Raw genomic sequence first — 26975 nt, 5'->3', positions numbered from 1 at the left:
AAGCCCCTGCGGCGATTGAGCAGGCCTTTTCAGCCCCGCCGGCGATTGAGGCGCGGGGTCCGGGGCAGAGCCCCGTGACGTGGGCACTGTGCCGCGCATCAGGCTCAGCACCGCACACCCCCCAACGCCTCCACCCGCAACGCCACCGCACGCCGCAACGCCGCCACCGTCGGATCCGCCGGATCCCCCGCCTCGCCCCGCGCAGCGGCCAGCACCGACTCGACCGTGGTCAACGCCCCGAGCTCAGCCCGCAGAGGCCGACCGAGGGCCGTCACCGCCCCGCCCTCACGCGCCCGATCACGGCAGTGAAACGCCAACTCGCACGCCGCAAGGCACTCCGGCGCGTATGTCGCGGGAACCGACTCCACCGCCGCCGTCAGCTCCGCCTCGGGCAGCTCCGGATCGAAGACCGTGCCCGGCGGGAGCGCCGCCGCGATGTCCTCCACGCGGGTCAGGCGCGCCAACTGCCGGCGCGTCACCGCGCGTTGTTTGCGGACGTCGACCGCCGACGCCGCCGGCAGGTTCGAGAAGTCCTTGGGGCACACGAGCACGATCCGGTCCCGCACCCGGACCCCCGCGTCCGGCATCCGGGCCGCGACCTCCTCCAGGGCAAGCACGTACACCGCCGCCTGGCGGGCTGCCGCGCCGACCTTCGACGCGTCCGCCGCGCCGTCGATCATCGGGAACGACTTGATCTCGACGACCGTCCAGCTGCCGTCCGGATGCACCACCACCGCGTCCGGCTCCAGGAACGCCGGACTGCCCGCCACGTCGAGCGCCAGCATCGGGTGGTCGAGGAACGTCCATGTGCCCGGCGTATCCGGCGTACCCGCCGCTTCGGCCGCCTCCCGGAGGGCGAGCGCCGTGCGCGCCGTGCGCCCCTCTGGGCCGATCGCCGACAGGTCCGGGGCCCGTACGAGATCGGGGGTCGGCTCGGGCGCGGCGCCGTCCACGCGCGCGTGAACGAGCTTGACCAGCTCCGAGCCGCCGTCCGACTTCACCCGCGCCTCGAACACATTGCCGCGGGCCAGGGCGAACTGGGACTGGCCGAACGAGGACGGTGCGCCCAACGCGTCCGCTATGCGCGCCTTGTCGACCCCCGCGCCGTCCAGGAGTGCCCGCCTTCGGCAGCCCGGGTTCGCGGCCAGGGCGGCCAGGGCCCGGGCGTCCAGCGGACGCGGCGGATGGTCGGGGCCGCGCAGTTCAGCGAGCCGGTGCCGCAGCCCCGTCGCCGCTGTCCTGCGACCTGGCTGCCTCGCGCTGTCGGGGAATTCGCTCACCCGGGAAAGTCTGGCACTCTCCACTGACAATCGGGGTCCGCGGGGCGGAAGGTGTGCCCCCCGCTCCCGCGAGCACGCCGTACGCCCGGTCCTTCAGGAGCGCCGCGACGAGCCGCACCGGCTTCGTCAGGAGCAGGCCCACGGCCATCACCGCGACCCCGGCGAGCGCGTCGAAGAAGTAGTGGTTGGCCGTGCCCATCACGATGAGCGTGGTGAGCAGCGGGTACGCGACCCCCAGCGCCTTCACGTACGGGGAGCGGGCGTGCCGCCACAGCAGGATGCCGCACCACAGCGCCCAACCGACGTGCAGGCTGGGCATCGCTGCGTACTGGTTGGTCATGTCGCCCATGCCCTTGGGTGCGCTTGCCGCGTCGCCCCACCAGCCGTAGGAGCTGTAGTGGGCCATCGTGTCGATGAATCCGTGGCCCGCGGCGAGCAGCCGCGGCGGGGCGGTCGGAAGGAGGATGAAGCCGACGAGGCCGATCACCGTCGAGGTCATCAGCCACGTGCGGGCCGTCCGGTAGATCTCGGCGCGGCGGCGGAACAGCCAGACGAGGACGATCGGCGTGACCAGGTAGTGGAGCGAGGCGTACCAGAAGTCGGCGGGGACGCCGATCCACGGTTCGTGGGTGAAGAGACGGTTCAGCGGGTGCTCGAAGTTGAGGTGCACGGCCTGCTCGGCCCGGAGGATCGCGAGGCCGTGGTCGACGGCCTGCTCCACGTTGCCCCCGGCGAGCAGCCGACCCGCCGAGTACGCGCCGTACACGAGGAGGATCAGCGGCAGTTCCGTCCACCAGCGGAGCCCGGCGCCGGGTATCGCTTCCGTGCGCGGTGCTTCGTCGGTCTGCGACATGCGGGCCGCTCCCCCTCTTCGCTCGTGCGGCGGCCTCTGGCCACGGCCTCGCTTTACGGTGTATATGGGGCTCTGCGTGGGCGAGCCCTGACCTTCCTAGACGCAACGATCACGCTGCGGGTTGCCCCCCGGGCGACCTCCCTGTGGATTGCGGGATGATGGACGGGGCGATCCTTCCCGCTCGTCCTATGTTCACCCTTAGCCCCTTGTAGTTGCTCGTAGTTTCGAAAGAGGCCTCCTCTATGGCACCGCGCATCCTGTTGGCCCGGCACGGACAGACCGAATGGTCGCTGTCCGGACGGCACACCGGGAGGACGGACATTCCACTCCTGGAAGAGGGCAGGCGCGGCGCGAAACTGCTCGGCGAGCGCCTCGGGCGCGCGCCGTACGACGGGCTCGACGGGGTGGAGGTGCGGACGTCTCCGCTGGTGCGTGCGAGTGAGACGTGTGAGCTCGCCGGGTTCGGGGAGCGGGCGGCCACGTGGGACGCGCTCTTGGAGTGGGACTACGGGGCGTACGAGGGGCTTACGCCGGCGCAGATCCAGGAGCGCAGGCCCGGGTGGTTCATCTGGCGGGACGGGGTGCCGGAGGGGGAGTCGCTCGGCGAGGTGGCGGCGCGGGCCGACGAGGTCGTTGAGTGGGCGCGCTCCGCCGACCGTGACGTCCTGGTCTTCGCTCACGGCCACATCCTGCGCTCGATCGGGGCGCGTTGGCTCGGGCTCCCGCTGGACTTCGCCGCGCGAATCCGCCTGAACCCGACGTCGTTGTCCGTGCTGGGGTGGGCGTACGGGGAGCCGGCTCTGGAGTCCTGGAACGAAACGGGCCACCTGGCGGTGAGCTGACCCGGGGTGCTGTTGCGCGGCATCGGGGTCTTTCTCCCCCACCCCGCCCCTTCCCGAAAGTCCTGCCGGACGGGCCTGCTCAATCGCCGCAGGGGCTTGAAAGGCCCGCTCAATCGCCGCAGGGGCTTGATGATCGAGCCCCTGCGGCAAAATCAAGCCCCGTCGGCGTTTGAGGCGATCTTTTAGCCCCTGTGGCGATTGAGCGGCGGAGCCCCGTGGCGTAGGGGCGGTGCCGGGGTCAGGCTGAGCGGCGAGCGACCGCGTGGGCGTCCAGGAAGGACGAGACCCCGGTCGACCGCCGGTGCGGCAGCAGTACACGGGCCGTCGCCGCCAGCATCCCCTCGATGCGGGAAGAGCGGACGTCCTCAAGGAGGTTGAGGGCGCGCATACCGGCGGAGGCCGATTCGTCGGGTTGCCCCGCCCGCGCCAGATCGTCCGCCAACTCGGCCGTGTACAAGGCCATGTTGCGCGTGAAGTGCGGATCCTGGAGAGCCGCCGCACGCCGCGCGTGCAGGGACGCGCGGTCCCAGCCGCCCAGCGCCGACCAGCACTGCGCCTCGAGGCCCTCCAGCTCGGCCTCCCCGTAGAACGACATCCACTCCGGATCCGCGTCGGAGACCCCCCGCGCGAACAGCGCCTGCGCGCGGGCGAGGGAACGTTCGCAGGAGGACTGGTCGCCCAACCCCGCCCAGCCGCCCGCCTCCCGCAGGGCGAGGAGGGAGAGCAGGCGGGGGGAGCCGAGGCGGGACGCCACGCGCGTGGCCGCCTGGGCGGCGCGTACCGCCTCGCGCGGGCGCCCCGCGTCGCGCGCCAGGAACGCCGTGTTGCAGAACGCGTGCGCCTCCAACGCCTCGTCGCCCGCCATCCGCGCCGTCGCGAGCGCCTCCGCGTAGTGCGAGCGCGCGTCGTCGAAGCGGCCCGAGTCGTGGGCCAACCAGCCGACCGAGATGGCCAGTTCGCCCGCTCCGGTCTGCAGGCGCTCGGTGACCTCGCGCCGGGCCGTGCCCGCGTCGAGCAGCTCGAAGGCGGTACGCAGCGGGGCCGAGGCCCGCCGGTACAGGCCGTCGGCGCCGTGCCGGTCGTCGAGCAGCCGGATCCGCCGGATCGCCTCCTCGACGGCGCCGATCCCGGCCCGCGCCGGATGCCGGTCGAGGTCCGCGGGGAGCGCGGGGACGCCGAAGGGCGCCAGGGCGGCGACGGCCACGGTGGCCGTCGAGCCGGTCATGCCGGTCATGAATGCGCGACGTCGCACGTCGCTCTCCTCGTCGTACAGGTGCTGCGGGTCGGCGGTGGCGGTGGTGGCAGGGCGCGCGCCCCGGCCACGTACCGCGGAACGGGGCGCGAACCCCAGCTCCACGAGGGTCCGGCCCGGGAACATGTGCAGGAACACCCGCTCGTACGCGTAGTTGGGGCAGCGGATCTCGCCGGCCTCCACGCGTCCGATGTAGCGCGCGTCGCAGCTGACCCGCTCACCGATCTCCCTGGCCGCGCGCCGCACCGCGGCGGCGAACTCGCCCGGAGAGCGCCGGCCGCGCAGCTCCCGGAAGGCGAGGTTCGGTCGTGGAGACTGCGGCGTCGAGGTGTCCGAGGCCATCGGCGACGACGTCATGAGCGGGTCCTCCCGTGCGAACCGTGCCGGACGGCAGGGAAGTTGGGAGCGCCCGGGATCCCGAGAGGGAGGGCTGCCGCAACTTCCTTGTTCCGGCGAGGCTCGAAGGTACCGGCTGTCACGACCGCGACACGCAGAGTTTGGCTACAAAACGGATATCTCACCCACGATCCGCCATGAACTGCCATCCTTTGCGGCGGCGTGCCGCCGTAGCTGTTGACAGCGTGTGCGCGTTGAACCATGCGGCGAAACCCCACGAGCGAGGAGTTGCCGACGTGTTGGACGCGACCAAGCCGATGCTGTCACTTCCCACGACCCCCACGACGGTGCGGCATCGACCGGGCGAGGAGTGCAGCGCGGCGCCGCCCGGCGGCTGCGACCTGGTCACGGTGCCGGCCCGACAGGGCCTCGAGGCGGTCGACATCCTGCGCCGCGGCTGTACGGAAACGGTTGGCCCCGTGCTGCACGACGGGGGCGGCGGCACCCTCGGCTTCCTCGTCCCGCCCGGTACCGCCGACGGCTGGGACGTGCCCGGCAGCGACTGTACGCACACGCAGGGCCGCGGCCTCGCGCTCGGCGCCCGGACCGATCCGCCGGTCGAGGGCACGGGCTGGCTGCTCCCACCGGACCCCGCGGAGCGGCCCACGGACCTGGTCACCGACCCCACGGTGCTGCGGGCCGCGCTCGACGAGGCGGCACGCATGATCGAGGCGGCGGACAACTGCCGTTGATCCCGTACGTGCCGGGGGTCCGGGCCCCCGGAGTGGCTCGGGTCCGATGAACCTGTCTTAATGGCCGAATGGCAAGGTCACGAGGGAAGCAGGGGCAGGGGCGCGCGGGGCGGGAGGCCGTGGTCGAGGAGGTCGACGGAGGGCTCGCCGAGCTGGTGCCCGACCGGGACCGGCCGGCCGGCTGGACGCTGCTCGTGGACGGCGCGCCGCAGTCCCATGTGGACCTCGACGACCCCGCCCACCTCTCCTTCGAGTACCAGCGCCGGATCGGCCACGTCATCGATCTGGCCGCCGAGCGGGGCCGTCCCGTGCAGGCCGTGCACCTCGGCGGCGGGGCGTTCACGCTGGCCCGTTACGTCGCCGCGACCCGGCCACGGTCCACGCAGCAGGTCGTGGAGCGGGACGGGGCGTTGGTCCAACTCGTGCGCAAGCACTTGCCGTTGGATGCGGGGGCTCGGATCCGGGTACGGACGGCGGACGCCCGTGAGGCGCTCGGGAAGTTGCCCGACGACTGGGCGGATGTGCTGGTGGCCGACGTGTTCAGTGGGGCGCGTACGCCCGCGCATCTCACCAGTACGGAGTTTCTGGGCGAGGTGCGGCGTGTGTTGAGGCCCGCCGGCACGTATGTGGCGAATATCGCGGATGGCCCGCCGCTCGCGTATCTGCGGGGGCAGATTGCCACTGCGGCGGCGGTATTTCCCGAGCTTGCGCTCGTGGCTGATCCGACGGTGTTCCGGGGGAAGCGGTTCGGGAACGCGGTGTTGGTCGGGGCCGCGGGTGGGCTGGCTGTGGCTGAGTTGAGGCGGCGGGCGGCGGGGGATTCGCATCCGGGGCGGGTTGAGTACGGTAAGGCGCTTTTGGATTTTGCGGGTGGGGCGGTTGCGGTGGGGGATGTGTCGGCCAAGGCGTCTCCGGCGCCGCCGCCATCCGTGTTTCGCTAGTCGTTGCCCACGTCGCGGGGCTCTGCCCCGGACCCCGCGCCTCAATCGCCGGCGGGGCTTGATATGCGGCTTAAGCGTGGTCAGTAGTTTGCGACCTCGACTGATGGTTCGTGGTCGTGCCAGGTGCAGAAGACTGAGACTTTTTGTTCGCCCGAGGTGAATTCGACGCGGATCCATGTCGGCTGTTTCCAGACCTGGACCGACCAGCCCGCCGCCGGTGTCGCGGAGACGAGGGTCGCCGAGGTCTTCCGGAGGTCGAAGACCGCGCGGCCGCCGGCCGTCGCGTAGCTCTTGACGGAGCCGGAGGGCGGTGGCGCGGGGGACGTCGTGCGCGGGGTGGGCGTGGGGGAGGGGGAGCGGGGCGTACGGCTCGGTGATGCCGACGGCTTGTGAGGTGAGGGGGAGGTCGAGGGGGAGGGGCGGTGTGTCGACGAGGACTCCGGTTGCCGCGCGCTCCGGTCGTGCTGCTCGTCCTGCGTCACCGCGACGGGGAGCGCCTGCGGCGGGTCGTACACCGTGCCCGCCATCACCGTGTGCACGCCCCACCACGACAGCGTCACCGAGGCCCCGGTGGCGAGCAGCCACGCGACGCCGTGGGTGAGCCGTCGACGGCCGGGGTGATCCTGGCTCCGGGACGGAGGCGGCGGGCTCTCGTGCATCGCGGGCCATACTGCACCACACCCGCCCCGGCTGTCCCGCAAGGCCCGCGACCACCTGAAAGAGGCCCGGAAACCGCCGGATGGCGTACGGTGCCGTCCCATGGCAAGTGTGCTCGTGGTCGAGGACGACCAGTTCGTACGCTCGGCCCTCATCCGGCACCTGACCGACGCGGCGCACACCGTGCGCAGCGTCGGCACGGCCCTGGAGGCGCTGCGCGAGGTCGCCCATTTCCGGTTCGATGTCGTCATCCTCGATCTCGGTCTGCCCGATCTGGACGGCGCCGAGGCGCTGAAGATGCTGCGCGGGATCACCGACGTACCCGTGATCATCGCCACTGCCCGGGACGACGAGGGTGAGATCGTCCGGCTGTTGAATGACGGTGCCGATGACTATCTGACCAAGCCGTTCTCGCCCGAGCATCTGTCTGCCCGGATGGCCGCCGTGCTGCGTCGCTCGCGGGGGAGCACCGGCGCCGAGCCGCCCTCGCGGGTGCTCAGGGTCGGCGGGCTCGCCATCGATCCGCTGCGCCGGCAGGCCGAGCTCGACGGTGCGCCGTTGGATCTGACGCGGCGCGAGTTCGATCTGTTGACGTTCCTCGCGGGGCGGCCCGGCGTGGTCGTCGCGCGCAAGGAGCTGCTCGCCGAGGTGTGGCAGCAGTCGTATGGGGACGATCAGACCATTGATGTGCATTTGTCGTGGTTGCGGAGGAAGTTGGGGGAGACCGCGGCTCGGCCGCGGTATCTGCACACCCTGCGCGGCGTCGGTGTGAAGCTGGAGCCGCCGGCATGAGGTGGGCGCTGGTGAAGGTGTGCCTCGCCGTCACGGCGATGGTGGTGGTCGCCTTCGCCGTCCCGCTCGGCCTCGTGATCAAGGAGATGGCGCGGGACCGGGCCTTCTCCAACGCCGAGCGGACCGCCGCCGCCATCGGCCCCACCCTCTCCATCACCACCGACCGCGACCAGCTCGCCCGCGCCCTCGCCACCGCGCAGACCGGCGGCGAGGACCGGATGTCCGTCTACGTTCCGGCCGGTGGCGGGCGCGGGGCGATCCGGCTCGGCGAGCAGCGGGTCGACTCGGACGAGCTCGACATCCGGCAGGCCACCGTCGCGGACGCGCCGGGCGGCTCGGTGTGGCTGCAGCCCATCGCGGTGAGCACGGGCAAGATCGCCGTGGTCGAGGTGTACGTCCCCGAGGCCGAGGTCACCAATGGTGTGACGACCGCGTGGTTCGTGCTCGGTGGTGTCGGCATCGCGCTGATCATCGGGTCCGTGGCGGTCGCGGACCGGCTCGGTGGACGGATGGTGCAGCCGGCGCAGCGGCTCGTGGGCGCCGCGCACGCTCTGGGGGACGGCAAGCTCGGGGCGCGCGTGCCGGAGGACGGTCCCACCGAGCTGCGGCTCGCCGCCGTCGCGTTCAATTCGATGGCCGATCAGGTGGTTCAACTGCTCGCCAATGAGAGGGAGTTGGCCGCCGATCTGTCGCATCGGCTGCGTACCCCGCTGACCGTGCTGCGGCTCAATGCCGCCTCGCTCGGGGACGGGCCCGCCGCCGAGCAGACCCGGGCCGCCGTGGAGCAGCTGGAGCACGAGGTCGACACCATCATCCGGACGGCCAGGGACGCCAAGCCGCAGACCGCTGCCGCAGGACCTGGCGCAGGCTGCGACGCCGCCGAGGTGATCCGTGAGCGCATGGACTTCTGGTCGGCGCTCGCCGAGGACGAGGGCCGCAAGGTGCGGGTCGCCGGGGTGGACCGCCCCGTACGCATACCGGTCGCCCGCGGTGAGCTGGCGGCCGCGCTCGACGCACTGCTCGGCAACGTGTTCCGGCACACCCCGGAGGGCACGGCGTTCGCGGTCGACGTGCACCGGGCCGACGGGGCCGTGATCGTGCTCGTCTCCGACGCCGGCCCCGGGATCGCCGACCCGGAGGCCGCGCTGGCCCGCGGCACCGGGGGCGCGGAAGTCGGCTCGACCGGGCTCGGGCTGGACATCGCGCGCCGGGTCGCCGAGTCCACCGGCGGCGACGTGCGCCTCGGCGCGTCCGTGCTCGGCGGCACCGAGGTGCGGATCTGGCTGCAGCTGGAGGGGCACCGGCCCGTCGCGGGGAGTCGCGGGCACGGGCGGCGTGGCCGGGACCGAAAGGGCGGGAACGGCAGCCGTAAGAAATCGCTCGCACACGGATTGGTATCGACCTTTAACCGGTCCCGATCCCTCTCTTAAGCGAACCCTAAGAACCTCAACCCTCCGCCCACTTGCCCGAATTGACGGGTTCACGATCGCTAGCGTGCTGCCACGTACCCCCCACCCCCCACGTACAGCTAAGGCAGGCACGCGATGAGCAGCAGCACGCACCGGCGCAGGTTCAGCGGCAGGAAGAAGGCGATGGGCGGTGCCGTGGCGGCCGCCGTCGTGGGCGGTGGCGCGTTCTTCTTCTCCTTCGGGGCGTCCGCGGCCCCGGTGGCGGCCGCCGGCTTCGCGCCCTACGTCGACACCTCCCTCACCCCGGCGTTCGACCTGGCAGCCTCCGCCAAGGCCACCGGAGTCAAGGAGTACAACCTCGCCTTCATCACCTCCGGCGGCGACTGCGCCCCGAAGTGGGGCGGTGTCACCGACCTCGATGGTGACCAAGTCGCCTCGCAGATCGGCGACTTGAGGGCAGCGGGCGGAGACGTCCGGGTCTCCTTCGGCGGCGCTTCCGGCACCGAACTGGCGCAGGCCTGCTCCTCGGCCTCCGACCTGGCGGCGGCGTACCAGAAGGTCATCGACCAGTTCGACCTCACCAAGGTCGACTTCGACATCGAGGGCGGCGCGCTGCCCGACACGGCGGCCAACACCAAGCGCGCCGAGGCGATCGCCACGCTCCAGAAGGACAACGCCGACCTGAACGTCTCGGTGACGCTGCCGGTGATGCCGGAGGGGCTCACCCAGGACGGTGTGAACTTCCTCGAGAACGCCAAGGACAACGGCGCCTCGCCCGACCTCGTCAACGTCATGGCGATGGACTACGGGGCGTCCTACAGCGGCGACATGGGCGACTACGCCGAGCAGGCGGCCACCGCGACGCAGGCGCAGGTGGAGTCGGCTCTCGGCCTGTCGGACGCGGACGCCTGGAAGGCCGTCGCGATCACCCCGATGATCGGCGTCAACGACGTCTCGTCCGAGGTGTTCAAGGTCGAGGACGCCACGCAGCTCGTCTCCTTCGCGAAGGAGAAGGGCCTCGGCGGCCTGTTCATGTGGTCGGCGACCCGCGACAAGGCCTGCGAGGGCGGCGCCTCCGACTCGGCGCAGCCGACGTGCAGTTCGATCGAGCAGGAGGCGGACGCGTTCCAGAAGGCGTTCGCGGCCTTCAAGTAGCCCCGCCCCACACACCCGCCCCCCACACAAGCGGAAGCCCCGGCCGGCTCCACCCCCCACCCGGCCGGGGCTTCCGTGGCACGCGGGACCTACTCCTGCGAGGTCCGCCATTCCTCCGCGTAGTCGTCGAAGATGCCGCGCAGATGGTGGCCGATCTTCAGATAGTCCATGTTGTCGAGGTTGGCCAGCGAGACGCGGACCGACCACTCGGGTCCGTCGAAGCCGCCGCCGTTGAGGAGGACCACACCCGTCTGCTGGGCGAGCCGGAACAGGGCGTCGACCGGCTCGTAGTTCTTCTCCAGGAACTCGGCGAACGCCGTGCCGTGGACGCGCTCGGCCTCGGCGAGGAGGTCCAACTCGATGTAGTAGGCGGCCCGGTGGGGATCCTGGTGGATCTTCATCTGGGCGCCTTCGAGGAGCAGGTCGAGGCGCTGCTGCACGATGGAGCGGATCTTCTCCTTGTACGCCTGGCCCTCCTCCAACATGTCGAACAGGGAGAAGAGGCTCATCATCACCTGCTGCGGCAGCGACAGGCCCGCCGTGTGGTTGAGCGCCACCTGCCGGGAGTCCGCGACGAGCCGGTCGATGAACCTGATCTTCTCCGGCTCCAGGGTCAGCGAGCCGTACCGCTTGTTCAGCCGGTCCTTCTCCTCCTGCGGGAGCTGGGCGATCCGCTCGTCGATGATGTTGTCGTCGTGCAGCCCGATCACGCCGAGCCGCCACCCCGTGCACCCGTAGTGCTTCGAGTACGAGTAGACGAGCAGGGTGTTGCGCGGCAGGTCGGCGGCGATCGAGCGGAAACCCTCCACGAACGTGCCGTACACGTCGTCGGTGACGAGCAGCAGGTTCGGGTTCTTCCTCGCGACGATGTCCTTGATCTGGTTCGCGACCCGGGTGCTCAGCGCCAGGGAGGGCGGGTTGGAGGGGTTCACCAGGCAGACCAGCTTGATCTCCGGGTCCTCCAGCTTGGCGACCTCCTCCTCGGGGTAGCGCCACTCGCGCACGCCGGTCTCGGCGAACTTGTCGGCCGAGATGTACGTGACGTCGAACTCGTAGGTGTCGAGTTCGGGGATCTCGATGTACGGGGTGAAGACCGGGACCATCAGCGCGATCTTGTCGCCCTTCTTCAACAGCCCGTTCTTCATGAGGGAGTCGAAGATGTAGCACATGGCCGCCGTGCCGCCCTCGGTGGCGAACAGCGACAGGTTGTTGCCCGCGGGCGCCTTCTTGTCGAACATCTCGTCCGCGAGGTAGCCGCGCACCACCTGCTCGCTGTGGACCAACATCCGGTCGGGCACCGGGTAGTTGTCGCCCGTGATGCCGTCCGTCAGCTCGTGCACCCACTCGTCCTTGTCGAACCCGAAGCGCTGGATGCCGAGCTGGACGCACTGGGCGAGGAGCTCGATGCCCGGCAGGCCCGGGTTCTGCCGTACGAAGGTGTCGAAGCGCTCGTACGCGCCGTGCTTCTCCGGCATCCCGCCGAGGTTGTCGGCGGTCCATACGCGCCGCGACTCCGTCAGGGCGAAGTAGCCGAGCGAGTAGAACGCCTCGCGGGGCCCCGTGGCGACCCAGTTGGGGTTTCCGCGGCCCGCGTTGAGCATCTGGCGGCTGGACTTCTCCTTCTGGCCCGGCTCGTCGGCCTGCGCCTGCTCGGCGAGGTCGATGAAGATGTTCTTCAGCTCGAAGGGGGAGAGCTGGGCGTACTGCTGGATCTCTTCGCGCGTGAGCGTCGTCTTGGGCATGGTGTGTCCTTAACTGCGGTGTGGGGGCTCAGTGTTGGAGGAGAACGATCACGGCGCCCCAGATGGTGAGGAGCACATTGCCGACGGCGTACGGGATCGTGTAGCCGAGGGTCGGCACCTGCGAGCGGGAGGCCTCGTTGATCGCGCCGATCGCCGCGGTGGTCGTCTGGCCGCCGGCGAGGACGCCCATCAGGATCGGGAAGCGGATCTTCTGCACGTAGTGGCCGAACAGGAAGCCGACGATCAGCGGGACGACGGTGGCGACCGCGCCGAAGACCAGCAGGCCCCAACCGGCTTCGGAGAGGCCGGAGGTGAAGCTCGGGCCCGCGTTGATGCCGACGATCGCGACGAACATGCACAGGCCGAGCGTGTCCATGAACCACTGGGCGCCCGGCGGCACATTGCCGTACGTCGGATACTTGCCGCGGATGTAGCCGAAGACGAGGCCCATGATCAGCGCGCCACCGGAGGTGGACAGGGAGATCGGGACGCCGGACACGGTCAGCGCCGGGATGCCCAGGCAGCCGCCGAGGAAGATGCCGAGGCCCACCCAGACCATGTCGGTGGCGAACGAGGTCGGCACCGGCTTGCCGAGCGCCGCGCCGGCCGGGTCCACGAGGCGCTTGGGCCCGGTGAGGACGAGTGTGTCGCCGCGCTCGACCTTGGTGGAGAGGCGGTACGGGAACTCGGCGCCCGAGCGGTAGATCTTGTCGATGTAGACGCCGACCATGAACGGCTCGCGCCGCAACTCGGATACGGGTCTGCCGAGTTGGGCCTTCTCCGACGCCACGACGTGCAGCGACTCCGTCTGGTAGCCGAGCAGCTCCACATCGTCGGTCTCCATGCCGATGTGGGTGCGGGCGTCGTAGTCGACGAGCGAGCCGCGCAGCGCGCTCACCGCGACGACGTCGCCCTCGCGGAGCACCGTCTGCTGGGAGTGGTCGAGGATCTGGCCGTCCCGGCGCACCCGCGTGAGGTAGATGCGGTGGCCGAGCTCCCGCTGCTGGTTCTCGAAGTCCTCGATGCTGCGGCCGATGATGTCGGGGCGCTGGATGGTGTAGGCGCGGAGCACGACCTCGTAGTAGCCCTCGGCGAGGTCCGGGTCGCCTCCGGGCGCGTCCAACTCCTTTGCCATCAGCGCGGATTCGGCCGCCAGGTCCTTTTTGTAGAGCCTCGGCAGGATGTTCGCGAGCAGCATCGCGCACAGGATCGTGCCGAGCGGATACGTCACCGCGTAGCCGATCGCCACGAAGTTCGCCTCGCTCTTGGCCGCCGAGGCGGACAGGCCCGGCAGGGTGCCGATGGCGTCCTGCGCGACACCGATCACCGCGGACTGGGTGAGCGCGCCGCCGAGGAGTCCGGCCGAGAGCCCGGGACCGTAGCCGAGCATCGCGGCGAAGACCCAGCAGATCAGCAGGCCGGACACGCAGACCACGACGGCGTTGAGCACCTGCGGCAGGCCGTCCGTTTTGAGGCCGCGGAAGAACTGCGGGCCGACCTTGTAGCCGAGGGCGAACAGGAACATGATGAAGAACAGGCTCTTCACCGTGCCGTTGATCTCGACCCCGGTCCAGGCGCCGAGCAGCAGGCCCGCGATGAGGCAGCCGGTGACGGCGCCGAGCGCGATGGCCTTGTAGCGGACCTTCCCGAGCAGGAAGCCGAAGGCGACCGTAAGGAAGACCAGGAGTTCCGGATAGGGCTGGAAGATGTTCCGGTTGAGGAAGTCGATCACGCCGGGGACCGCCCTCTCAGTGTCCGAGGATGCCGACGAGCACGGGGCCGGTCAGCGGGAGCAGGAAGTTGGAGAGGGCGTACGTGATCGTGTAGCCGAGCATCGGCACGGACGACTGCGCCACCTGGGTGACGGCGGTGATCGCGGGGGTCGAGCACTGCTGCCCCGCGATGGCACCGATCAGGAGCGGTTTCTCGATCTTGAGCAGCTTGCGCCCGACGACCAGTGAGACCGTCGCGGGGATCAGCACCATGGCGATCCCGGCGAACGGGAGCAGCGCCCCGTACTCCTTGATCAGCGGCCAGGCCTGTGGCCCGGAGACGAGGCCGGTGCAGGCGATGAAGACCGCGAGCCCCATGTCCTTGATGGTCGACGCGGCCTGCGGAGGGAACGCGCCGAAGGTCTGCGAGCGTGAGCGGAACCAGCCGAAGAGCAGACCGGAGATCAGGCAGCCGCCGCCGGTGCCGAGCGACATCGGGATGTCGCCGAACTCCACCACGACCTGCCCGAGCAGTGAACCGGCCGCGATACCGAGCCCCAGATAGATGAAGTCGGTGGCATCGTTCTTGACGACCGAGCCGATCCGCGCGACCAACTTGTTCAGACCGGAGCGCGCGCCCACCAGGGTCAGCACGTCGCCCCGGGCCAGGGTCGTGTCGCCGTTGGCGGGCATGTCCTGGTCGCCGCGGCTGATGTCGGTGACGTAGACGCCGTCTCGGTAGAACTCGGGGTGCTCCTGCTGCAGCTCGTCGATGGACTTCCCTTCCAGGGCCTTGTCGGTGACCGACACCTGGCGGGAGGCGAGCGGCGAGTCGAGCCCCGGCACGCCCGGCGTCTCGGGCCCGACGATCCGGCCCGCGTCGATCACGTTCGCCCGGCGGCCGACCAGGAGCACCAGGTCGGAGAGGGTGAGCTCCAGACCGGGCGCGACGTCGAGGACCTTGCTGCCGCGCTTGACCGCCTCGATGGTGACCCGCTCGCCGAGCGAGGACCGCAGGTCGTCGACCGTACGGCCGTCAGCGGTGGTCACCAGATAGGTGCGGCCGACCATGCCCGGCAGAGCGGGGCGCTCGTCCGACTCCAGGCTGCCGCGGCTGCGCGTCTTCTCCCACAGCTCGCGGGCGGCGTCGCGCAGGTTGATGCGCATCATCATCGGCATGATCTGGCTCGTGTAGAGCACGATCGTGATCAGTCCGAAGAGATAGCAGACCGTGTACGCGGTGGCGACGTTGCCCTGGTACTCGGTGATCTGGGCGGCGCTGAGGTTGCCGAGCTTGCCGATGGACTCGGTGGCCGTGCCGACCACGGCGGACTCGGTGGCGGCGCCGGCCAGGATGCCGGACGCTGTGCCGACGTCCAGGTCGAACCAGTTCGCCAGGCCGAGCGCGATGCCGATGACACAGACCAGCTCGATGCCGCACAGCACGAAGAAGCGCAGGCTCTTCTTGTTGAGGTTGCGGAAGAACTGCGGCCCGGCCATATAGCCGAGCGCGAAGATGAACAGCGCGAAGAACACGGTCTTCACGTCGTCGGAGACATGGGCCTTGGTCCAGGCCCCGAGCAGCAGCGAGACGATCAGCGTCCCGCAGATGCCGCCCAACGTCAGCGGCCCCACGCGCAGCTTCCCCACGAGGTAGCCGAGCGCGAGGCTTACGAACAGGACGAGTTCGGGATGGTCCTTGAGGACACCCATGGCGCCTCAGGACCGTTCATATCGGTAAGTAGCGTGCATAGGCGAAAAATAAGGGCAGGTGTGTGCCGCTGCCACGCGGCACACACCTGCCCACTGCCCGCCGGGGGTCAGGATTCGGCGGGCAGCCCCCCGTTGCGCGCGACCTGGGAGTACCAGGTGGCGCTGGACTTCGGGATGCGCTCCTGCGTCTCGTAGTCGACGTACACGGCGCCGAACCGCTTGCCGTATCCGTAGGCCCACTCGAAGTTGTCGAGCAGCGACCAGAGGAAGTAACCGCGGACGTCGGCGCCCTGCTCGATGGCGTCGTGGACGGCGGCGAGGTGGGCGTGCAGATAGCGGACGCGGTCCGGGTCGTGCACTCGGCCCTCGGCGTCGACGACGTCCTCGTACGCGGCCCCGTTCTCGGTCACGTAGAGCGGGATGTTCGGTGCCTGCGCGGTGTAGTCGAGGAGCAGGTCCGTGAGACCCGTCGGGTCCACGGGCCAGTCCATCGCGGTGAGTTCGCCCGACGCGCGGTGGAAGACGACATCGTCGGCGCCCGGCCACGGGGCGTGCTCGCTGGCGCCGTGCCCGTCGAGGCGCGGGCCGTCCTGGTCGGAGCGGGGGGCCGAGACGACCGCCGGCGTGTAGTAGTTCAGGCCGATGAAGTCGAGCGGCTGGTGGATCGCCGCGGTGTCCCCGTCCCGCACGAACGACCAGTCCGTGATGGCCGCGGTGTCGGTGATCAGGTCGCGCGGGTAGGCGCCCTTCAGCAGCGGCCCGGTGAAGACCCGGTTCGCGAGCGCGTCGATCCGGCGCCGGGCGTCGAGGTCGGCGGGGGCGTCGGTGAGGGCCCGCACCACGCTCGGGTTCAGGCTGATACCGACCTTGGCGCGGGCCGGCAACACGTCACGCAGGGCCGAACTGGCAAGCCCGTGACCGAGGTTGAGGTGGTGCGCCGCGCGCAGGGCGGCCGCCGGATCCGTCCGCCCGGGGGCGTGCACCCCGGAGGCGTAGCCCAAAAAGGCGCTGCACCAGGGCTCGTTGAGGGTCACCCAGCTCTCGACGCGATCGCCGAGCGCCTCGCCGACGAGCCCCGCGTACTCCGCGAACCGGTACGCGGTGTCCCGCTCGGGCCAGCCGCCCGCGTTCTCCAACTCCTGGGGCAGATCCCAGTGGTAGAGCGTCGCCACGGGCTTGATCCCGTTCGCGAGCAGCTCATCGACGAGCCCCCGGTAGAAGTCGAGCCCACGCTGCACGGCGGGCCCGCGCCCGGTCGGCTGCACCCGCGGCCACGCCACGGAGAACCGGTACGCGGTGAGCCCCAGATCGGCCATCAGCCGCACGTCGTCGCGCCACCGGTGGTAGTGGTCCACGGCGACGTCCCCTGTGTCGCCGTTCAGCACCTTCCCCGGCGTATGGCTGAACGTGTCCCAGATCGACGCCGTCCGCCCGTCCTCCCGCACGGCCCCCTCAATCTGATACGAGGCAGTGGCCGCCCCCCACAGAAACCCTTCGGGAAACCGGGTATGGACAGGAGCGGTGGCGAGGATGGGACCGGTGTTGTTCGTGGTGGTCATAGGAGCGCTCCCATGGTGAGTAATGAGGCCGCATTCTGCGGACGGCCGATCAACGAGTGGGCAATTCAAGCCCCGCCGGCGATTGAGGCGCGGGGTCCGGGGCAGAGCCCCGCGACGTAGGACCGGACGGGGCGCAACAGAAACGCCCCGCCCACCCCCGTGGTCACCCCTTGACCGCCCCCTGCATAATCCCGCCCACAATCTGCTTCCCGAACAGCAGAAACGCGACGAGCAACGGCAACGTCCCCAACAACGCCCCCGCCATGATCACCGAATCATCGGGGATGTACCCCGTCCCCAACGCGTTCAGGGCGACTTGAACCGTCGGATTCTCCTGGTTGAGGGCGATGATCGGCCACAGGAAGTCGTTCCAGGCCATGACGAACGTCAGCAGCCCCAGCACGGCCATCGCGGGCCGCGCGGCCGGGAACACGACATGCCACACCACCCGGAGACTGCTCGCCCCGTCGACCCGCGCCGCCTCGATGAGCTCGCTCGGCAGCGCCTGCACCAGGTACTGCCGCATGAAGAACGTACCGAAGGCGGAGACGAGGGTCGGCAGGATGACCGTCTGCAACTGGTTGGCCCAGCCGAGGTCCGACATCCACAAGTACAGCGGTACGACGGCCAGTTGCGGCGGAATCATCATCGTGCCGATGGTCATGAGCAGCAGCGTCGTCGAGAACCGGAAGCGCAGCTTGGCGAAGGCGAACCCGGCGAGCGTGGAGAACAGCACCGTACCGACGGTGATGGCCGACGCGACGAGGATGCTGTTCCACATCGCGGTGCCCATGCCGGCCTGGTTCCAGGCGGTCTCCAGGTTCTTGAACAGGTTCCCGCCGAACCAGAACGGCGGCGGCGTCTGCGCGAGCCGCTCGTTGGTGCGCGAGGCCGCGATCGCCGTCCACACCAGCGGGGCCAGCGAGATCACGGCGAACACGATCAGCGCGACGTAGGTGACGGGCCCCGCGTGCAGCTGCTTGCCCGCGCCCAGGACGCGAAAGCGCTTCGGCGGCCCGGCGTCCTCGACCGGCAGCGGCGCTGCGGGCGGCGTTTCGCTGTTGGTGATGGTCATTGGGTCTTCCTCAGCCGTCGGGTGATCAGCATGTTGACCGCGGCGACGATCAGCAGAATCAGGAACATCGACCAGGCGATCGCGGACGCCTTGCCGAGGTTGCCGACGATCCAGCCCTGGTCGTACATGTACAGACCGAGCGTCTGGTACTGGTGCTCGGAGCCGCCCTTGGTGCCGCTGACCCCACCGAACAGCAGGGGCTCACCGAAGAGTTGAGTGGCGCCGATGGTGGAGACGACGATCGTGAACAAGATCGTCGGACGCAGCATCGGGACGGTCACGTGCCGGAACTGCTGCCAGCGGTTCGCCCCGTCCAGGGCCGCCGACTCGTACAGGTCGGCCGGGATGGCCTGCATCGCCGCCAGGTAGATCAGCGCGTTGTAGCCGGTCCACCGCCAGATCACGATCGACGACACGGCGAACTGTGAACCCCAGGTGGATTCACGCCAGTTGATCGGGTCGATGCCGAACAGGTCGAGGACCCAGTTGACCATCCCGTTGTCGGGGGAGAACAGCAGCACGAAGACGAGCGTCGCCGCCGCCACCGAGGTCGCGTACGGGGTGAGCATGACGACGCGCCAGACGGTCGAGCCGCGCAGCCGGTAGTTGAGCATGTGGGCGAGCCAGATCGCCACGATCAACTGCGGCACGGTGGCGATCACACCGATGGTGAACGTGTTCCCGAGGGCGTTCCAGAAGAACTCCGAGTCGAACAGGTTCTTGTAGTTGTCCAGGCCCGCCCACGTCTGGCTGTCGAGGGAGGACAGCTGCACGTTGTGCAGGGAGTACCACGCGGTGTAGAGCAGCGGCACCAGCGAGAAGGCGCCGAAGATGATGAAGAAGGGGGAGATGAACGCGTACGGGGACGCCTTCATGTCCCAGCGGTACAGCCGGCTGCGCCAGGAGGAGGTGCCCGGCGGCGGAGTGCCGCGACCCTGAGCGCCCCGGGCCGCGCCCGACTCCTTGGTGGAGTCGGACGCGGCGTCGGCGCTCGACGCGTCGTGCGCGAGAGCCTCGTTGGAGCTGGTCACTGGCCGAGCACGTCCTTGACTTCCTTGGTGGCCGCGTCCCAGCCCTGCTCGGGCGACTTGCCCTTCTGCTCGACCTGGAGGATGCCGGTGTCGGTGATTCCGGTGTTGATCGGCTGGTCCTTGATGCCGAAGATCTGCACCGGGATGGTCTTCGCCGAGTCGGAGAAGATCTGGGTGAGCGGCGCGTCCGAGAAGTACTTCGTGGTCTCGGCCTTGGGCTTCAGGGTCTCGTACGCCGACGGGGTCGACGGGAAGCTGGCCTGCTTGGCGAAGACCTTCGCCTGCTGCGCGGGAGCGGTCAGCCACTTCGCCAGGGCGATGGCCTCCTTCTGGTGCTTGCTCGCGGTCGGCACGCCGATGAACGAGCCGCCCCAGTTGGCCGCGGTCGGCGCCGCCGCCACGTCCCACTGGCCCTCACCGGACTTGCCGGACTTCTCCTGGATGTAGCCGATCATCCAGGCCGGGCAGGCGACGGTGGCGAACTTGGCGTTGGCGAAGCCCTGGTCCCAGGGCTTGTCGAACTGCTTCAGCTTCGCCGACATGTCACTGGTCGCCACGTCCATCGCCGCGTTCCAGGAGTCCTTCACGCCCTGGGACTTGTCCCAGATGACGTTGCCGCTCTTGTCGTAGTAGCGGTCCTTCGCGCCACCGAGCGCCGCGTTGTAGACGGAGGCGGCCGAGTCCACGAACTTCGTGCCGCTCGGCGCCTTCTTCATGTAGTCCTTGCCGACGTCGGTGTACTTCGACCAGTCGCCCTTCCACATCTCGGCGAGCTTGGTGCGGTCGGTCGGCAGGCCGGCCTTCTTGAAGAGGTCCTTGCGGTAGCAGATCGCCATCGGGCCGACGTCCGTGCCGAGCGCGATCAGCTTGCCGTCCTTGCTGGTGGCCTGCTTGTTCTTCCAGTCCAGCCACTGCGACTTGTCGACCTCCTTGCCCAGGTCGACGAACTTCGCGGCCTGCGTCTGCACGGCCTCGGTGATGTTGCCGATCTCAATGGCCTGGATGTCGTCCGTGCCGGAACCGGCCTGCAGGCGCGTGAGCGTCTTGGGCCAGTAGACGTCGGTCCTGGTGGTGACGTTTTCCTTGATGGTGACGTTCTTGTGCAGCTTCATGTATTCGTCGTAGAGCCCGGCCTGCTTGTAACCGAACGTACCGAAGGTGCCGACGGTCAGCGTGGTGGCGCCCTGCTTGCCGCCGGAACCCCCGGCGTCTCCGGAGCCATCGTCGCCGTCATCGGCCGCGCAGCCGGCAAGCAGCCCTGTGGCCAGGGCGGCGACGACCGCGAAGGTCATCGCGCGACGGGACGTACGGGCAGTCGTGCGCATTGCGTCCTCCAAGTGCTCATGTGCTCTTGATGCTGAGACCTGCAGACCCCGGCCAACTGCCAATTGCTGTACTGGGCCCGTTCGTTCACTTGCGGCTCGGGCGGGGAACGTGCGGCTTCTGTATGCGTCCACTAGGGTGGGAGCGCTCCCACTCGTGATGAGTTGAAGGGTCGTCGCTCGAACCCGGGGTGTCAAGACACTCGGCGGCGACAAGTTCGTGCGGTTATCGGGCTGTTAGATTCCGCTCAAGATCTGGGGAGGTAGGAGTCATGGTGGCTCACGGCACGCACAGCAGGCGCCCGACGCTCGAGGAGGTCGCGGCCAGGGCGGGCGTCGGCCGGGGCACGGTCTCCCGCGTCATCAACGGATCGCCGCGGGTCAGCGACCACACCCGCGCCGCGGTGGAGGAGGCCGTCGCCGAGCTCGGCTACGTACCGAACACGGCGGCCCGTGCCCTCGCGGCCAACCGCTCGGACTCCATAGCCGTGGTGGTTCCGGAGGCCGAGTCCCGGTTCTTCTCCGAGCCGTACTTCTCCGGCATGGTCGGCGGCGTCGGCCTGGCCCTCGCCGAGACCAACCTCCAGCTGTTGCTCACCTTCGCCCGCGGCGAGCGCGAACAGGACCGGCTCGCCACCTACCTCACCGCCCACCGCGTGGACGGCGTCCTGCTGGTCTCGGTGCACTCCGACGACCCGCTCGCGGACCGCCTCATGCAGATGGACATCCCGACCGTGATCAGCGGCCCCCGCTCCGCGGACGAGCCACTGCCCTCGGTCGACACCGACAACTACGCGGGCGCCCGCTCCGCCGTCGAGCACCTGGTCGCCCGCGGCCGCCGCTCCGTCGCGATCATCACGGGCCCGCTCGACGTGTACGGGGCCCAGCGCCGCCTCGTCGGCTACCAGGACGAGCTGGCCGCGAGCGGGATCTCCTACGACGAGAAGCTGGTGACCTACGGGGACTTCACGGAGGAGGGCGGCCGCCGCTGCATGGCGGAACTCCTGGAGCGCGGCACCGGCCTCGACGCGGTCTTCGCCTGCTCCGACCTGATGGCCTCCGGCGCCCGCCAGGTGCTGCGCGAGGCGGGCCGCCGCATCCCCGACGACGTCTCCCTGGTCGGCTTCGACGACTCGGTCATCGCCCGCCACATGGAGCCCGGCCTCACCAGCGTGCGCCAGCCCACCCTGGACATGGGCCGCGCGATGACGGAACTCCTGCTCGACGAGATCGCCCTCGCCGCCCAGGGCAAGCGCTCCTCCGTCCGCCGGGGCACGCAGCGCCACCTGGTACTCCCGTCGGAACTGGTGGTCCGCGCCTCGTCGTAGACACGCCGCCGTGCCCCTGTCGACGCATGGAGAGGCGCCCGGCTCTATGCGAACCGGGCACCTGCAAGGGCTCAGCCCTTGGTGGGGATCACGAAACCCCTGACGGGCTTCGGTTCCGGGTCACGCGACGCCGGCTGCTGCGTGCGCTTCCACGCCGCGACCAGCTCCGCGTATCGGGGGTCGATCCACTCGGCCATGCGTCGCCTCCGCCATCACCCTACGGGCGCGGTGGGTGGCTGGGGAGTGGGCATGGGGCGGATCGTGCACTCGGGGGCATGCTGACATTTCGCCGCCACCGACACGAGTGTCTCGTCGGAAGGTGGCCCCCACAGCTCGGCGTCCGCCTCCCACCCGAGCGCCGCGATGTTCGCCCGCGTGCGGTTGAGGATCTCCGGGTCGTAGTTCGTGGGGTCGTAGCCCGGGTAGTGGTGGACGAACTCGCCGAGCCGTTCGCACAGTTCGGCGTACGGCGCGCTGTGCAACAGGAGTGCGTGCCATCCCTCGTCGACGATGCGCGACGGTGCGAGCCCGGTGCCCGGGTTCTTTGCGCAGGCGGTCACGAACTTCAGCGCCTCCTCGACGATGCGGCCGGCCATCTCGCCGGGCATGTCCGCGTTGGCATCCAGTACGGTCCCGCGGCAGCTCTCGAAGACCGTGTCGGGGACGAGTATGCGGGCGATGACCGGGACAGGGCCGGGGTTCGGGGGGGCGGGCATGGGCTGGGGCTCATCCGGTGTGCTCACGGTAATCTCCGTGTGTGAGAAGGAAGTTGGCCCGCCTGGTTGGGGGCTGCCGGTCTCGACGAGCGTGGCGACGGCCGCCACCGTGCACAGGTCGCCGGGGTACCGGGGCGGCACGTTCCAGTAGGAGCCGGGCGGGCGTTTCCTGCCGAGGCGAGGCACCCCGAGGTAGTTGCCGGTGTTGAGGAGGACGGTTCCCGCATGGCCGGACACGCGATCTCACCCGCGCTCGCCTGCGACCTCAACGCCATGCAGGCCAAGGCCTTCGCCCGCATGGGAGATCACGGTGGCGCCCGCCGTGCGATCCGTCACACCGAGACGGCGGCGGGGCTCATCCGGCTCGACGAGGAGCCCGCGGAGACCGGATACGTTCAGCCGGGTCTCCTGGAGAACGCGCTCGCCGACACCCTCATGCGACTCGGTGACAACGGGCCCGCTCAGCGTTATGCAGCAGAGGCAGTAGAGATCCACGCGCATGCGCGCGGCCGGGTGCACAGGCTCGCCACCCTCGCCGACTGCGAGCTGCGCGCCGGCGGGGTCGACCAGGCGGCAGGTACCGCGGAGCGGATGCTCGACACCGTGCAGGGCATGGAGTCCCACCGCCTGTACGACCGTCTCGCCGGCGTACGGCGCAGTCTGGCGACAACCCGGAGCGCTTCCGTGCGCGAGGTCGTCGGCCGCATCGACGACACCCTCCGCATTCCGCTGTAGCCGGTGTGGCCGGATGGAAGGCGTACCCGACGAGAGGCGGCAGCGTGTCAGTGTGGCGGAATCTCGGCGAGCGCACCGTGTACGAGAACAAGTGGTGCACCGTGAACATGGCCGACGTCGAGCTCCCTGACGGCAGGCACCTCGACCACACGGTGATCCGGCTCCGGCCCGTCGCGGTCGCCACGGTCGTCAACGAGGCGAACGAGGTGCTGCTCCTGTGGCGACACCGGTTCATCACCGATGCGTGGGGGTACGAATTGCCCTCCGGGGGCACCGGCGAGGGTGAGGATCCCGCCGTCGCGGCGGCCCGCGAGTTCGAGGAAGAGACCGGATGGCGGCCGGGCCCGATGCGGCTGCTCCTCGCGGTCGACCCCATGCCGGGAATCTCTACCTCGCACCACCGCGTGTACTGGTCGGACGCGGCCGAGCAGGTCCGGGAGATCCCGCAGGACGACTTCGAGTCTTCGCGCCGTGAGTGGGTGCCGCTGGAGAAGGTGCCGGCACTCATCGCGCGCGGGGAGATCAGGTCGGCGAACGCGGTGGCCGCCCTCCTGCTGCTGCACGGGCAGCGGTGCGGTGGCCTTCCGGCATGACGCCGGTGGCCTGCGACGGCAGGTCCCGATGTTCCCACGGACGCGAGCACGAAAAAGGCCCGGCCTGCTTTCGCAGGTCGGGCCTTGATCATTCAGGGTGAGTGACGGGACTTGAACCCGCGGCCACCTGGACCACAACCAGGTGCTCTACCAACTGAGCTACACCCACCATGTCCGGTCGTTTGTCTTTCTTCGGACCGGCCGAGAAAAAGTGTACAGGGTCCGGAGGGGTGCTCGCGCACACCTTTTCCCGAGGGGGTCCGGACCCCGTACACAGGGGCTTACGAGGGGTTATTCCGCAGGCAGGACGTGCTTCGCCGCGATCGACTTCGCGGTGTCCGAGTCCGGTCCGGGCTGTGGGACGAAGACCGCCTCACGGTAGTAGCGCAGCTCGACGATGGAGTCGCGGATGTCGGCGAGCGCCCGGTGGTTGCCGTTCTTGTCCGGACTGTTGAAGTACGCCCTCGGGTACCAGCGCCTGGCGAGCTCCTTGACCGAGGACACATCGACGATCCGGTAGTGGAGGTAGTCCTCCAGCGTCGGCATGTCACGCAGCAGGAATCCGCGGTCGGTACCGACCGAGTTCCCGCAGAGCGGGGCCTTGCCCGCGTCCTTGACGTGCTCACGTACGTAGGAGAGGACCTGCTCCTCGGCGTCCGCGAGCGTCGTGCCGCCCGCAAGCTCGTCGAGGAGACCCGAGGCGGTGTGCATGTTGCGCACCACCTCGGGCATTGTCTCCAGGGCCTCGTCCGGCGGGCGGATCACGATGTCCACACCGTCGCCGAGTACGTTCAGCTCCGAATCGGTGACCAGTGCGGCCACCTCGATGAGCGCGTCGTTCGCCAGCGAGAGACCGGTCATCTCGCAGTCGATCCACACCATGCGATCGTTCATGCGCCCAACCCTACGGGTCCGACCTTCCCACTGGCAGACGACGGTCGTCGGCTCCTGCTCCCGGCGCCGTGTTCCGGGGCTACAAAGCCGTGCGCGGGCCGGGCAGTCCCGAGTGGCCCGTGGGCATCGAGGCCGCGTGCGGGCCGAGCGCGGTCGCGGCCGCGGTGCGCCGGGACTGCGCGGGGACCGGCGTCCCCTCGGCGCCGGGCATGCCCGTGAGCTCGACCGTCCTGTCGGGCTTCTCGGGTTTTCCGTGGTTCCCCTGGCCGTCGCCCGACTGCGGCCTGCGCGCCCGGTACGCCGCCCGGTACGCGGCCGGGGACGAGCCCAGCTGGCGCCGGAAGTGCCCGCGCAGCGCGACGGGGGAGCGGAAGCCGCAGCGGCCCGCCACCTCGTCGACCGAGTAGTCGGACGTCTCCAGGAGCCGCTGCGCCTGCAGCACCCGCTGCGTGATCAGCCACTGGAGCGGGGCGGACCCCGTCAGCGACCGGAAGCGGCGGTCGAAGGTGCGTCGGCTCATATAGGCGCGGGCGGCCAGCGTCTCCACGTCGAACTGCTCGTGGAGGTGCTCCAGGGCCCAGGCGACGACCTCGGCCAGCGGGTCCGCGCCGATCTCCTCCGGTAAAGACCGGTCGAGGTAGCGCTCCTGGCCGCCGCTGCGGCGCGGTGGGACCACCAGACGGCGGGCGAGCGCTCCGGCCGCCTCGTTGCCGTGGTCCGTGCGCACGATGTGCAGACACAGGTCTATTCCGGCCGCGGTGCCGGCGCTCGTCAGTACGTCGCCGTCGTCCACGAAGAGCTCGCGCGGGTCCACATGGACCGACGGATAGCGCTTGGCGAGGGTCGGTGCGTACATCCAGTGCGTGGTCGCCGGACGGCCGTCCAGCAGGCCCGCCGCGGCGAGCACGAAGGCTCCCGTGCACAGGCCGACGATGCGTGCGCCCTCTTCGTGGGCGCGGCGCAGGGCGTCCAACGCCTCCTCCGGTGGCGGAGAAGTGATGGACCGCCAGGCGGGCACGACGACCGTGCCCGCTCGCGATATCGCCTCGAGTCCGTGCGGCGCGGTGAGTTCGAGTCCCCCCGTGGTCCTCAGGGGCCCGTCTTCGCCGGAGCACACGAGCAATCGATAGCGCGGAACTCCCGCGTCCTGCCGGTCGATGCCGAACACGGAGAGTGGAATGGAACTCTCGAAGATGGGTCCGCCGCTGAACAGCAGCACCGCGACGATCTCTCGTCGACGGCGCCCCGACAGCTTGCGAGCCGCCGCCTCCGGCGCGGTGGTGGCGTCGTGGCTCATGCTGCTAAGCCCCCCTCGGTGATCCCGGCTCCCTCAATATTTTGACGGGTTGTTCGCTCCTGCACGTTTCCCCTCGGTGATGCACGAAGTCCCCCGCCGCCTTCAGATCGACAGTCATGATCGAATCTACTGCGTCCCATGGTGCCGTCGTGACCAGTTAAGAACCTGACAGATTGTCGACAAGGCAACTTGGCGTGAAGCAGTCGATCACGAAGCGTCGCACTCAGGGGCGTTGCTGGGAAGTGGGCCTCAACTCCGTGGCCGGTCCCCGTAGGGCGGAAGCGCTTTTCGTCGCGGTTTCCGCCCTGGTGGCAAGGGGGTTGGAGGAGGTGAAACGCAAGGGAAGGTCCGCTGGCCCAAGTTGGCTGAAAATTATCGGAGCGCCGCGTTGAAACCGGTCAGCCAACGGGCGTATCCCACCCGGCCGGGCGCGTGTCGTCCTGTGCGTCATGTCCGGCCCCGCCGCTCCCGTCACCATGCGCCCGGCATTGTTCACTGTGCAACTGTGCAGCCCCGCGCTCCGACTGTCCAAGGAGTACGCGGCACGCCGCGGTGATCGCGGCCAGACCCAGGGCGGCGCCGCCGGCGCCCGCGGCGGAGGAGCCGTACCAGACGAGCACGAGCGGCACCAGGACGCAGCTGAACGCGGCCCAGCGTGCGGGCAGGGGCGCGTCGGGGCGGGCCGGGACGCCCCGACGCTGGGCGATGGTCGGTCCGGGCACTGCGCGCTCCCCTGTGTCGTTCGGTACGCGAGTTCAACGCCGCCGACCGACCGGGGTCACTGGGTCGAAGGACGGCGGACGCCCAGTTGAGTGCGCAATCCGCCTGTACGGGGCAGCAACCATTGCCATACGGTCGGCCCTCGTGCATGCTCCCCTGAACGTGGCGGAGCGAGACCATCGACGAACGAAGGCGCGGCTCTGGGCTCGGACGCAGAGTCTGGGCAGAGAAGGAGTGTCGCCGTACCCTTGGGGGTATGGGGTTGGGAA

24 protein-coding genes, 1 tRNA gene and 1 pseudogene are annotated in these 26975 nt (G+C 69.8%); 9 read left to right on the top strand and 17 right to left on the bottom strand.

Going from position 1 to position 26975, the window contains the following annotated elements; translation table 11 throughout:
* Nucleotides 1-104 precede the first annotated feature (104 nt).
* Together ACWD2L_RS25665 and ACWD2L_RS25660 are read right to left on the bottom strand one after the other, a co-directional pair.
* Nucleotides 105-1280, bottom strand: a complete 1176-nt coding sequence (locus ACWD2L_RS25665) for a hypothetical protein (protein WP_351340935.1) — start codon at nucleotides 1278-1280, stop codon at nucleotides 105-107.
* Nucleotides 1204-2133 (bottom strand): phosphatase PAP2 family protein, encoded by a 930-nt coding sequence (locus ACWD2L_RS25660; protein WP_351340936.1) that lies wholly within the window; start codon nucleotides 2131-2133, stop codon nucleotides 1204-1206. Before ACWD2L_RS25660 ends, ACWD2L_RS25665 begins: the two co-directional genes overlap by 77 nt.
* A gap of 242 nt (nucleotides 2134-2375) precedes the next feature.
* Here ACWD2L_RS25660 and ACWD2L_RS25655 point away from each other — a divergent pair, with 242 nt between their 5' ends.
* Nucleotides 2376-2975, top strand: coding sequence for a histidine phosphatase family protein (locus tag ACWD2L_RS25655; RefSeq protein WP_351340939.1), 600 nt, complete (start codon nucleotides 2376-2378; stop codon nucleotides 2973-2975).
* A gap of 238 nt (nucleotides 2976-3213) precedes the next feature.
* On the opposite strand, the gene ACWD2L_RS25650 is transcribed toward ACWD2L_RS25655, so the two are convergent.
* The gene (locus tag ACWD2L_RS25650; RefSeq protein WP_351340941.1) at nucleotides 3214-4584 is read right to left on the bottom strand and encodes a tetratricopeptide repeat protein; all 1371 of its coding nucleotides are present in this window, start codon (nucleotides 4582-4584) and stop codon (nucleotides 3214-3216) included.
* Nucleotides 4585-4880: 296 nt separating this feature from the next.
* Between ACWD2L_RS25650 and ACWD2L_RS25645 the strand changes: the two genes are divergently transcribed.
* Together ACWD2L_RS25645 and ACWD2L_RS25640 are read left to right on the top strand one after the other, a co-directional pair.
* The gene (locus tag ACWD2L_RS25645; RefSeq protein ID WP_351341003.1) at nucleotides 4881-5315 is read left to right on the top strand and encodes a hypothetical protein; all 435 of its coding nucleotides are present in this window, start codon (nucleotides 4881-4883) and stop codon (nucleotides 5313-5315) included.
* A 68-nt stretch (nucleotides 5316-5383) separates the two neighbouring features.
* Nucleotides 5384-6256 carry a spermidine synthase gene (locus ACWD2L_RS25640; RefSeq protein WP_351340944.1) on the top strand — a complete coding sequence of 291 codons (873 nt, stop codon included), beginning with the start codon at nucleotides 5384-5386 and terminating at the stop codon, nucleotides 6254-6256.
* A gap of 80 nt (nucleotides 6257-6336) precedes the next feature.
* Here the strand turns inward: ACWD2L_RS25640 and ACWD2L_RS25635 are convergent, their stop codons facing one another.
* Entirely contained in the window at nucleotides 6337-6915 is a 579-nt protein-coding gene (locus ACWD2L_RS25635) for a hypothetical protein (RefSeq protein ID WP_351340947.1), read from the bottom strand.
* A gap of 100 nt (nucleotides 6916-7015) precedes the next feature.
* Here ACWD2L_RS25635 and ACWD2L_RS25630 point away from each other — a divergent pair, with 100 nt between their 5' ends.
* From ACWD2L_RS25630 to ACWD2L_RS25620, 3 genes and pseudogenes are all read left to right on the top strand, one after another.
* On the top strand, nucleotides 7016-7705 hold the full coding sequence (locus ACWD2L_RS25630; RefSeq protein WP_351340949.1) for a response regulator transcription factor: 690 nt from the start codon (nucleotides 7016-7018) through the stop codon (nucleotides 7703-7705).
* Complete coding sequence (locus ACWD2L_RS25625; protein WP_351340952.1) at nucleotides 7702-9135, top strand: sensor histidine kinase; 1434 nt, start codon at nucleotides 7702-7704, stop codon at nucleotides 9133-9135. Before ACWD2L_RS25630 ends, ACWD2L_RS25625 begins: the two co-directional genes overlap by 4 nt.
* Before the next feature lie 240 nt (nucleotides 9136-9375).
* Nucleotides 9376-10269: pseudogene (locus tag ACWD2L_RS25620) on the top strand (chitinase); the annotation flags it as partial.
* Nucleotides 10270-10358: 89 nt separating this feature from the next.
* On the opposite strand, the gene ACWD2L_RS25615 reads toward ACWD2L_RS25620, so the two are convergent.
* The 7 genes from ACWD2L_RS25615 to ACWD2L_RS25585 form a co-directional block, all read right to left on the bottom strand.
* A complete protein-coding gene (locus ACWD2L_RS25615) occupies nucleotides 10359-12011 on the bottom strand; it encodes a bifunctional aspartate transaminase/aspartate 4-decarboxylase (RefSeq protein WP_351340954.1) in 1653 nt (550 codons plus the stop codon).
* Nucleotides 12012-12039: 28 nt separating this feature from the next.
* Nucleotides 12040-13743 carry an aspartate-alanine antiporter gene (aspT, locus tag ACWD2L_RS25610; RefSeq protein WP_351340956.1) on the bottom strand — a complete coding sequence of 568 codons (1704 nt, stop codon included), beginning with the start codon at nucleotides 13741-13743 and terminating at the stop codon, nucleotides 12040-12042.
* A 16-nt stretch (nucleotides 13744-13759) separates the two neighbouring features.
* Nucleotides 13760-15436, bottom strand: coding sequence for an aspartate-alanine antiporter (gene aspT / locus ACWD2L_RS25605; protein WP_351340959.1), 1677 nt, complete (start codon nucleotides 15434-15436; stop codon nucleotides 13760-13762).
* 107 nt (nucleotides 15437-15543) lie between these two features.
* The gene (locus tag ACWD2L_RS25600) at nucleotides 15544-16995 is read right to left on the bottom strand and encodes a GH1 family beta-glucosidase (RefSeq protein ID WP_351340961.1); all 1452 of its coding nucleotides are present in this window, start codon (nucleotides 16993-16995) and stop codon (nucleotides 15544-15546) included.
* A 163-nt stretch (nucleotides 16996-17158) separates the two neighbouring features.
* A complete protein-coding gene (locus ACWD2L_RS25595) occupies nucleotides 17159-18070 on the bottom strand; it encodes a carbohydrate ABC transporter permease (protein WP_351340964.1) in 912 nt (303 codons plus the stop codon).
* Nucleotides 18067-19101 carry a carbohydrate ABC transporter permease gene (locus ACWD2L_RS25590; protein ID WP_351340967.1) on the bottom strand — a complete coding sequence of 345 codons (1035 nt, stop codon included), beginning with the start codon at nucleotides 19099-19101 and terminating at the stop codon, nucleotides 18067-18069. Before ACWD2L_RS25590 ends, ACWD2L_RS25595 begins: the two co-directional genes overlap by 4 nt.
* Nucleotides 19098-20426, bottom strand: coding sequence for an ABC transporter substrate-binding protein (locus ACWD2L_RS25585; protein ID WP_351340969.1), 1329 nt, complete (start codon nucleotides 20424-20426; stop codon nucleotides 19098-19100). Before ACWD2L_RS25585 ends, ACWD2L_RS25590 begins: the two co-directional genes overlap by 4 nt.
* A 269-nt stretch (nucleotides 20427-20695) precedes the next feature.
* On the opposite strand from ACWD2L_RS25585, the gene ACWD2L_RS25580 reads away from it, so the two are divergent.
* The gene (locus ACWD2L_RS25580; protein WP_351340972.1) at nucleotides 20696-21751 is read left to right on the top strand and encodes a LacI family DNA-binding transcriptional regulator; all 1056 of its coding nucleotides are present in this window, start codon (nucleotides 20696-20698) and stop codon (nucleotides 21749-21751) included.
* A 71-nt stretch (nucleotides 21752-21822) separates the two neighbouring features.
* Here the strand turns inward: ACWD2L_RS25580 and ACWD2L_RS25575 are convergent, their stop codons facing one another.
* On the bottom strand, nucleotides 21823-21948 hold the full coding sequence (locus ACWD2L_RS25575; RefSeq protein ID WP_351340975.1) for a hypothetical protein: 126 nt from the start codon (nucleotides 21946-21948) through the stop codon (nucleotides 21823-21825).
* Between the two features lie 15 nt (nucleotides 21949-21963).
* Nucleotides 21964-22467, bottom strand: coding sequence for a glycine-rich domain-containing protein (locus ACWD2L_RS25570; protein ID WP_351340977.1), 504 nt, complete (start codon nucleotides 22465-22467; stop codon nucleotides 21964-21966).
* 225 nt (nucleotides 22468-22692) lie between these two features.
* On the opposite strand from ACWD2L_RS25570, the gene ACWD2L_RS25565 reads away from it, so the two are divergent.
* Nucleotides 22693-23202: a hypothetical protein gene (locus tag ACWD2L_RS25565; protein WP_351340979.1), complete on the top strand. Its 510-nt coding sequence runs from the start codon at nucleotides 22693-22695 to the stop codon at nucleotides 23200-23202.
* 44 nt (nucleotides 23203-23246) lie between these two features.
* Nucleotides 23247-23795, top strand: a complete 549-nt coding sequence (locus ACWD2L_RS25560; protein ID WP_351340981.1) for an NUDIX hydrolase — start codon at nucleotides 23247-23249, stop codon at nucleotides 23793-23795.
* A 96-nt stretch (nucleotides 23796-23891) separates the two neighbouring features.
* On the opposite strand, the gene ACWD2L_RS25555 is transcribed toward ACWD2L_RS25560, so the two are convergent.
* From ACWD2L_RS25555 to ACWD2L_RS25540, 4 genes are all read right to left on the bottom strand, one after another.
* Nucleotides 23892-23964: transfer RNA gene (locus ACWD2L_RS25555), tRNA-His, on the bottom strand.
* A gap of 122 nt (nucleotides 23965-24086) precedes the next feature.
* Nucleotides 24087-24689, bottom strand: coding sequence for an oligoribonuclease (gene orn, locus ACWD2L_RS25550; RefSeq protein ID WP_351340984.1), 603 nt, complete (start codon nucleotides 24687-24689; stop codon nucleotides 24087-24089).
* 79 nt (nucleotides 24690-24768) lie between these two features.
* A complete protein-coding gene (locus tag ACWD2L_RS25545; RefSeq protein ID WP_351340986.1) occupies nucleotides 24769-25986 on the bottom strand; it encodes a helix-turn-helix domain-containing protein in 1218 nt (405 codons plus the stop codon).
* 398 nt (nucleotides 25987-26384) lie between these two features.
* A complete protein-coding gene (locus tag ACWD2L_RS25540; RefSeq protein WP_451191562.1) occupies nucleotides 26385-26693 on the bottom strand; it encodes a hypothetical protein in 309 nt (102 codons plus the stop codon).
* Nucleotides 26694-26975: the final 282 nt, after the last annotated feature.

The sequence above is a fragment of the Streptomyces sp. NPDC002754 genome, from assembly GCF_053592315.1.
This window is presented reverse-complemented; position numbering and strand designations above follow the sequence as displayed.

Coding starts and splice junctions, on each gene's coding strand:
- ACWD2L_RS25565 (WP_351340979.1), top strand. CDS start 22,693: ATGGCCGGACACGCGATCTCACCCGCGCTCGCCTGCGACCTCAACGCC.
- ACWD2L_RS25595 (WP_351340964.1), bottom strand. CDS start 18,070: ATGACCATCACCAACAGCGAAACGCCGCCCGCAGCGCCGCTGCCGGTC.
- ACWD2L_RS25575 (WP_351340975.1), bottom strand. CDS start 21,948: ATGGCCGAGTGGATCGACCCCCGATACGCGGAGCTGGTCGCGGCGTGG.
- aspT (WP_351340959.1), bottom strand. CDS start 15,436: ATGGGTGTCCTCAAGGACCATCCCGAACTCGTCCTGTTCGTAAGCCTC.
- ACWD2L_RS25655 (WP_351340939.1), top strand. CDS start 2,376: ATGGCACCGCGCATCCTGTTGGCCCGGCACGGACAGACCGAATGGTCG.
- ACWD2L_RS25640 (WP_351340944.1), top strand. CDS start 5,384: ATGGCAAGGTCACGAGGGAAGCAGGGGCAGGGGCGCGCGGGGCGGGAG.
- ACWD2L_RS25585 (WP_351340969.1), bottom strand. CDS start 20,426: ATGCGCACGACTGCCCGTACGTCCCGTCGCGCGATGACCTTCGCGGTC.
- ACWD2L_RS25580 (WP_351340972.1), top strand. CDS start 20,696: ATGGTGGCTCACGGCACGCACAGCAGGCGCCCGACGCTCGAGGAGGTC.
- ACWD2L_RS25645 (WP_351341003.1), top strand. CDS start 4,881: ATGCTGTCACTTCCCACGACCCCCACGACGGTGCGGCATCGACCGGGC.
- ACWD2L_RS25570 (WP_351340977.1), bottom strand. CDS start 22,467: ATGCCCGCCCCCCCGAACCCCGGCCCTGTCCCGGTCATCGCCCGCATA.
- ACWD2L_RS25650 (WP_351340941.1), bottom strand. CDS start 4,584: ATGACGTCGTCGCCGATGGCCTCGGACACCTCGACGCCGCAGTCTCCA.
- ACWD2L_RS25625 (WP_351340952.1), top strand. CDS start 7,702: ATGAGGTGGGCGCTGGTGAAGGTGTGCCTCGCCGTCACGGCGATGGTG.
- ACWD2L_RS25600 (WP_351340961.1), bottom strand. CDS start 16,995: ATGACCACCACGAACAACACCGGTCCCATCCTCGCCACCGCTCCTGTC.
- ACWD2L_RS25660 (WP_351340936.1), bottom strand. CDS start 2,133: ATGTCGCAGACCGACGAAGCACCGCGCACGGAAGCGATACCCGGCGCC.
- ACWD2L_RS25545 (WP_351340986.1), bottom strand. CDS start 25,986: ATGAGCCACGACGCCACCACCGCGCCGGAGGCGGCGGCTCGCAAGCTG.
- ACWD2L_RS25635 (WP_351340947.1), bottom strand. CDS start 6,915: ATGCACGAGAGCCCGCCGCCTCCGTCCCGGAGCCAGGATCACCCCGGC.
- orn (WP_351340984.1), bottom strand. CDS start 24,689: ATGAACGATCGCATGGTGTGGATCGACTGCGAGATGACCGGTCTCTCG.
- ACWD2L_RS25630 (WP_351340949.1), top strand. CDS start 7,016: ATGGCAAGTGTGCTCGTGGTCGAGGACGACCAGTTCGTACGCTCGGCC.
- ACWD2L_RS25615 (WP_351340954.1), bottom strand. CDS start 12,011: ATGCCCAAGACGACGCTCACGCGCGAAGAGATCCAGCAGTACGCCCAG.